The organism is Burkholderia sp. Ac-20345 (assembly GCF_017104825.1).
In the GTDB taxonomy this organism is placed as follows: Bacteria; Pseudomonadota; Gammaproteobacteria; order Burkholderiales; family Burkholderiaceae; genus Burkholderia; species Burkholderia lata_B.
On record NZ_JAAGPO010000330.1, the window covers coordinates 1 to 6333 of the forward strand.

At 66.9% G+C, this 6333-nt stretch carries 6 protein-coding genes; all 6 read right to left on the reverse strand.

Going from position 1 to position 6333, the window contains the following annotated elements:
* Positions 1-820 (reverse strand): secretin N-terminal domain-containing protein (locus tag G3O06_RS45740; protein ID WP_346779596.1); only part of this gene is annotated, 820 nt, incomplete at its 3' end.
* A 117-nt stretch (positions 821-937) separates the two neighbouring features.
* Positions 938-2620: a shufflon system plasmid conjugative transfer pilus tip adhesin PilV gene (pilV, locus tag G3O06_RS45745; RefSeq protein WP_205820023.1), complete on the reverse strand. Its 1683-nt coding sequence runs from the start codon at positions 2618-2620 to the stop codon at positions 938-940.
* Entirely contained in the window at positions 2620-3099 is a 480-nt protein-coding gene (pilM, locus tag G3O06_RS45750; RefSeq protein WP_205820024.1) for a type IV pilus biogenesis protein PilM, read from the reverse strand. Before pilM ends, pilV begins: the two co-directional genes overlap by 1 nt.
* Positions 3100-3135: 36 nt before the next feature.
* Positions 3136-3687, reverse strand: a complete 552-nt coding sequence (locus G3O06_RS45755) for a type 4 pilus major pilin (RefSeq protein ID WP_205820025.1) — start codon at positions 3685-3687, stop codon at positions 3136-3138.
* Between the two features lie 32 nt (positions 3688-3719).
* Positions 3720-4796 (reverse strand): type II secretion system F family protein, encoded by a 1077-nt coding sequence (locus tag G3O06_RS45760; RefSeq protein WP_205820026.1) that lies wholly within the window; start codon positions 4794-4796, stop codon positions 3720-3722.
* A partial coding sequence (locus G3O06_RS45765; protein ID WP_205820027.1) for an ATPase, T2SS/T4P/T4SS family occupies positions 4786-6333 on the reverse strand: 1548 nt, incomplete at its 5' end. The genes G3O06_RS45765 and G3O06_RS45760, both read right to left, overlap by 11 nt.

Below are 6333 nucleotides of genomic sequence, written 5' to 3' on the forward strand. Positions count from 1 at the left end.
TGCCCTGACCGCCGAGGCCGCCGGCCGGCATGCCCGCGCCATCGCCCGACTGCGCACCCTGCATGTACGGCGGCAGCGGCGGCAATTGCGGCACGCCGCCGCGCCCGCCGCCGAGATCCGTCATCGGTGCGGCGCGGCTGATCGGCTTGCCGACGGTCGTCTGCGACGCGCGCTTGCCGTCGCCCGGGTGATACATCCGGTTCAGCAGCGACGCGACGCCCGGCATCGTCACCGTCGTGCCGTCGACGTTGACGTCGCGGTCGGCGGCCCACGCGTGCTTCAGCGAGAACACGCGGATCGTCGTGCCGCCCGTGCGCGCGGAATTCTCGTCGAGCCGCGCGGCGACGCTCGTCACGAGCTCGACATAGCGCGGCGGCCCCGCGACGAGCGCGGTGCGCTGCTGCGCGTTGTAGGTGACCGGATAGCGCGGATCGGCGACCTTCATCTGCTCGAGCAGGTCCCGCAGATCGCCCATGTTCGCGTGATCGAGCTTGACGAGCGTGCTCTTCATGTCGCTCGCGGGCGTCACGTACAGCACGGTGCCGTCGTAGTACCAGACGAATCCGAACGACGCGGAGAGCGTGTCGAGGAAGCGCTGCGGCGACATCTTCATCTTGCCGCTGACGGCGCCGCTCACGCCGGGCGCGACGTTCGCCGCGATGTTCTGGCTCGCGGAGAGGTCGCGCAGGACGTCCTTCACGTCCTTGCCTTCCGCCGCGTACTGGATTTCGGTGCTGCGCCAGCGGATCGGCGCGGCATCGACGGAAAGGCTCGCAAGCGAGCACATCAGGGACAGAAAAATGGAAATCTTGGCCTTCATGGGTCCGTCCGGTGAGGACGCGCGGCCGTCGGTCGGACAGGCGCGCGCCGCGAATGGGAGACCCGTGCAGTTAACCGCATCCGGGCGCGGCGGCGGCCGCGCGCGGCGAAGGTCCGTTCAATAGAACGAATTGATGGTCCAGCCGGTTGCGAGCGGCGTCTGAAGGAAGGTCTGGCCGCCGCCGCAATAGGAGGACGTCCACGGCGTCTTCGCGTAGCCGTCATACGTCGCCCATTTGCTCGAAAGCCTGACCGTGTATCCGCTGCGCGGCTCGGCGGCCACGTTCAGCGTGACGTTGATCGTCGCGGCGTCTTCGCGCAATTTCGACGACTGCGCCTCGTTGTGCGCGATCACCTTGTCGCCCTGACGGTCGATGACTTCGACGACCAGGCGCATCTGCCCTTCCCGCCCCTTCTGGTCGCAGGTCGCATAGCTCATGTGCATGTATGCGCTCACCGCAATCAGCCCATTGTTGTCGAGCTTCACCGGCCGGTCGATCGTGTACGTATACGTGCCGTCCCGTTCGTAGGTGATGAGCGGCGGATTCGGATACCCGCCACGGTAGGTGAACCCGCACGAAAAATCACTCGCGCCAGGCGTCTCCATCAGGATCGCGCATGCCGTGTCGGTGCCGCCGATCTTGATCCCTGACTGCGGCAGCCACTTGCCGTCTTGGCACGACAGCACTTGTCCGTCCTGGCCCATCGATACGAGGCCGGCAGTTGGACGATTCTTGTCGGGCGCGCACGGCGTGTTGACGACGACACGCCCGGTGATCTCGTACTGGTTCGCGGAAACGACGCCGGGCACGATCAGGTTGTCGTTCTGATCGACCGCGAGCGCCTGCCAGGCGGCGCCCGTCCACGCGTAGGCACGGAATTTGTCGAGCGTGAGGCGCACGTCGCCTTTCTGGTTCGATGCATCGGTGGGCAGATCGTTGGTCCTTTCGACAGGATCCTTCCAGTGGCCGCCAGCGCCGCGCCACACGCCACTCTTGCAGCTCAGCAGATTGCCGAATGCGTCCGCGCCAAGCTTGCCGTTCGTGAAGTTGCCGGCCGTTCCGCAGTTCGCCGCGTCGGGGTTGCCGTCCGTGAACGTGTGCGTGAGCCAGATCGGCACCTGCATCGCGTTCGCCTCCGGATGGCCGCTGACGCCAACGCGGTACAGGTAATCGCTGTTGATCTGCTGGCCCGGGCCGTTGAAGAAGATCTCGTTCGCGAGGTGACCCACATTCGGCGGCGTGGCGCCGTTCGGATCGCAGGTTGGCGAGCTGCCGCCGAGAAACGTGCCGAGCGGCATCCGCCACGCGTCGAATGCGCCGCGCACTTCATTCGGAAACGCCCTGCTGATCGAACCGCCGCCCGGCCCCGCACTCGCGGCGACGAGCCCGAGTTCCTTGTCGCCGATCGTCTCGCCGCCGGTCGTCACGACCAGCGCGTCGAGCCCGGTGCCGAGTGCGCTCCGCTTGACGAGTACGCACGTGTTCTGGCCGTATGCATTCGTCGGCCGAAGTGCTGCAGGCAGATCATTCGTCGCCTGCAGATCGGCAAGCTTCATCACGATGGGCGTTTGTTTGTTCGCGCGCTGCAGCCAGGTATCGTAATCGCGCTTCAACGCCCGCGTGGCGGCGGCCGTCACCTGCGCCTGGTATTGCGCAGCCTGCTCCGCACGCACGTCGTCCAGCGACGAATCCATCATCATCGCGATGCCGGCGAGCATCACTGCGGCGATCGCCAGCGCGCCGAGCACCTCGATCAGCGCGATGCCGCGCGCGCGGCGACGGGAAGACTTGAAATGCATCAGTACGCTTGCCCCATCCAGACCGGCATGCCGTTCGCAATCTTCAACCCGGCTGGCAGCGGCACGCCGCTCACCGGCGCGTTCGGATTCGCGTTGCCGGGGCGCACGACCGCATTGCGATACGCGACGCCCGCGAACAGCGAACCGTCGGCGAGCGTCGTGATTTCGCCGATGATATTGACGGACGGCGCCGCCGACGCATACGCGACGACGGTGCCGTCCATGACGTAGTTGCGCCATAGCGGGTTCGCGCCCGGATACCAGGTCGGAAACGGCAGCCGCGTATTTGGCACCGTGCCACGTGTGCCGGGATGCACGCGCGCGTAGTCGAGCGTCGCCTGCCGGTAGATGGCGAGGTTTTCGGCAAGCGCCTGCGCGGTGCGCGCCGGTTGCAGCGCTGGAATGGCGGACGGGTCATGCAGCGTCGCATAGACAGCGGCGATCGACGCGAAGGCCAGTGCGGCGGCGAGGGCGTACATAAGTGACGTGGCCGATAGCGAATGAGTCTGGTGGTGTCAGTTCGACGTCCAGACGATGGTGGCGCTATCGGTGCAAGCGCCCGTCGCAGCGGTCGGCGAGACCGGATAATCGACGGACGTGTTGCTGATCTTCGCCGATTTCCAGTTTCCGCCGGCCGTCAACGTATTGACGCAGACTTCTCTCGGCACGTTCGTGTAAGTGACTGTGAAAGTCTGCGTCGCACCGGTCACGGTCACAGTCCCTCCCCACGTATTCGAAACACCGCCTTTGCCGTCCTGTGTCAGCGTCGCCGGAAACACCTTCGCCGCACTCAAATTCGCGTTCATCGTATCCGTGCCGTAGTTGTTCACCTGCCCCATGTAAAGCTTTTTTGTGCCCGTCTGAATCGCATTCAGATCCTCGGTCAGCCGATTCGTATTCGCGCTCGAGAACGCCGACCCGAGCAGCGCGATCGCGCCGACGATCACGATCGCCGCGACGCCCAGATACGCGATGCTCTCGAGCAGCGACGCACCGCGCTCCTTGCGGTGCCTCCGGCAGAACGCCGGTGTGTGTCGATAGGTGGGAGGGTTGGTGAGTGGTTTCATAGTGTGTTCTCCTGAATTGAAAATGCGCGACGTCAATGCATCGCGCGCGTCATCGCGGCGATTTCCTGCTGGATGCCGAAGAAGCCCGTCACGAGCCAGCCGATCACCATCGCGAGCGCGACGATCGCGACGCCGTTAAGCACGCGCATCTGCGCGGTAATCCGCGCGACGCCCTCTTCGAGCCATTCGTCGGCGAGCATCTTGAGTGCCGCGTCGAAGCCGCGGTATTCGGCGTAGATGCACAAATCCTCGACGATCTCGCGCGACGGAAACTGATAACCGGCGTTGCGCAGCGCCTCGCCGGCGTTGAGGCCCGACTTCACGCCGACCAGCGTGTCGTCGATCCGCTCGCGCAGCCACGGCTCCGCGACCGCGCCGATCTTGAGCAGCGCCCTCTCGACCGTGACGCCCGACGCCTGCAGCACCGAGAACGCGATCAGGAAGCCGCTGCCCGTGACGAGCCGGTAGATCGAATAAGGCGGCACGCGATCCGCGTAGATCCGCAGCGGCCCGCGCCAGCGCGGCAGCGACCACGCGAGCGCGGCGAGCACCGCGACGAGCGCCGCGACGACGACGGGCATCCAGCCCTGCACGAACAGCGACATCAGGTACAGCGAGCGAGCGGCGCCGCGCCAGTGCGTCGGATCGGCGATCAGCGCGAACTTCGGGATCACGTGCGTGCCGAACAGGTACAGATAGCCGATCACCATCACGACGAGCCCGACCGGATACGCGACGCCGCCCGTGACTGCGCGGCGGATCTTGCGGCTCGACTGCACGATGTCGGCAACCGACACGAGCGCGTCCTCGATGTGCCCCGCCTGCTCGCCCGCCGCGACGATCATCTGCTCCGTCGCGGGTACCCATGCCTCCATCGCCTCCGACAGCATCCGGCCGTTCTGCACGGCGAGCCGCCAGTCGGACAGCACGATCGCGAGCGGCTCGCGCGGCTTGCTCCCTTCCCTCGACGCGCGCCATTCGAGTTCCTCCAGCACCTTGAGGAGCGGCACCCCGTTGCCGAGCATCTTCGCGATCTTCCGATAGACGCGCAGCCGCTCGTCGGCATTCAGGCAGAACTTCGCCCAGCGGCGATTCAGCTCAAGTGCCATAGCTGAATCCGACGAGCGACAGTTGCTGTCGCGCTTCGCCCGCAACCGGCGCGAGCGCGCCGACGACGCGCTCGACGCCGCGCGGATCGACGAGCCCCGCCGCGACCTTGCGAAGCGCGTGCTCGCCAAGCGTCATCCCGCCGCGCGTGGTGGTCCAGTACTCGAGCGCGCCGACCTTGTCGCCGTCGCGCAGGAATTCGAACAGCCGCGCATCGGGCAGGATCACTTCGGCGACGACGGTGCGGCCGATCGTGCCGACCGTGCGGCAGTGCTCGCAGCCATCGCCTGCGATGCACACGTCGTGCATCCGGCTGTCGAGCGCGAGCCGCAGCCGCGCGAACAGGCCCGGCTCGATCCGGTCCGGATGGTCGACGAGCCGCAGCTTGCAATGCGGACACAGCAGCTTCACGAGACGCTGGCTGATGAGCCCCGAGATCACCGTGTGATCAGTGACCATCCGCGCGTGCAGGCCTAGATCGATCAGGCGGTCGGCGATCGCGAGCGCACTGTTCGCGTGCACCGTCGTCCACACCTGGTGGCCCGTCATCGACGCGCGCAGCGCCGTCTGCCCGGACGCGCGGTCGCGGACCTCGCCGATCATGATCGTGTCCGGATCGAGCCGCATCGCGTTCGTGATCGCCGCCGCGAACGCGAGCGCGCGCGCGTCCTCGGTCGGCGCGTTCGCGACGGGCGTCTGCACCGCGCCGTCGATCGGATATTCGATCGGGTCCTCGACCGTGATCACGTGCAGGCTGCCGCGCGACTCGTCGATCTGAGCGGCGAGCATCCGCTGCAGCGTCGTCGATTTGCCGGAACCCGTCGGGCCGCTAATGATGTTCATCCCGTGCGGCTGTGCCCGCAGCGCACGGAACGCCGCGACGTGCTCGGGCGCGAAGCCGAGCGCCGCGAGATCGGTCGCGTCGCCCGCATCGTTGTACAGGAGCCGCAGCACCATCAGGCTGCCTTCGTTGGTCGGCGTCGTCGCGATCCGCACGCCGTACAGATCGTCCGGCAGCTTGTCGCGGTCGCCAATGCTCGCGTCCTGACGTTCGCTCGGCCGGTAGCTGTTGTCCGACACGGTCGTCATCGCGCCGTACAGCGTCGCGAGCAGCCGCTCGCCGTGCTCGCGCGTATGCTCGTTCACGCGCATGAGCTCGTTGTGGATCCGGAAGTAGACCTCGGTGCTGAAGCGGCGCACGCGGATATGGATGTCCGATGCGCGCTCGCGGCACGCGCGGCCGATCAGCTCCTTCGCGAGCACCTGCATCACCGTGTGATCGAGCCGCTCGCCGCCGCCCGCGGCGTTCTGCCGGTATGCCTCGCGCACCTGCATCAGCGTCGCGGGCGTCGGCCGGTACGGCCGGCCCATCCGGTCAAGCCGCGCGCGATACGACAGCACGAACGGATTCATCTCGTGGCCGTCGGCAATCAGGAGACACCCGTCGTCGAGCAGGCAGACGAACTTGCGTTCCTCGACGCTCGCGGCGAAGTCGCCCGCTTCGCTGACGGCGCGCGGGCCGCGCGGCGGCGCGGCATC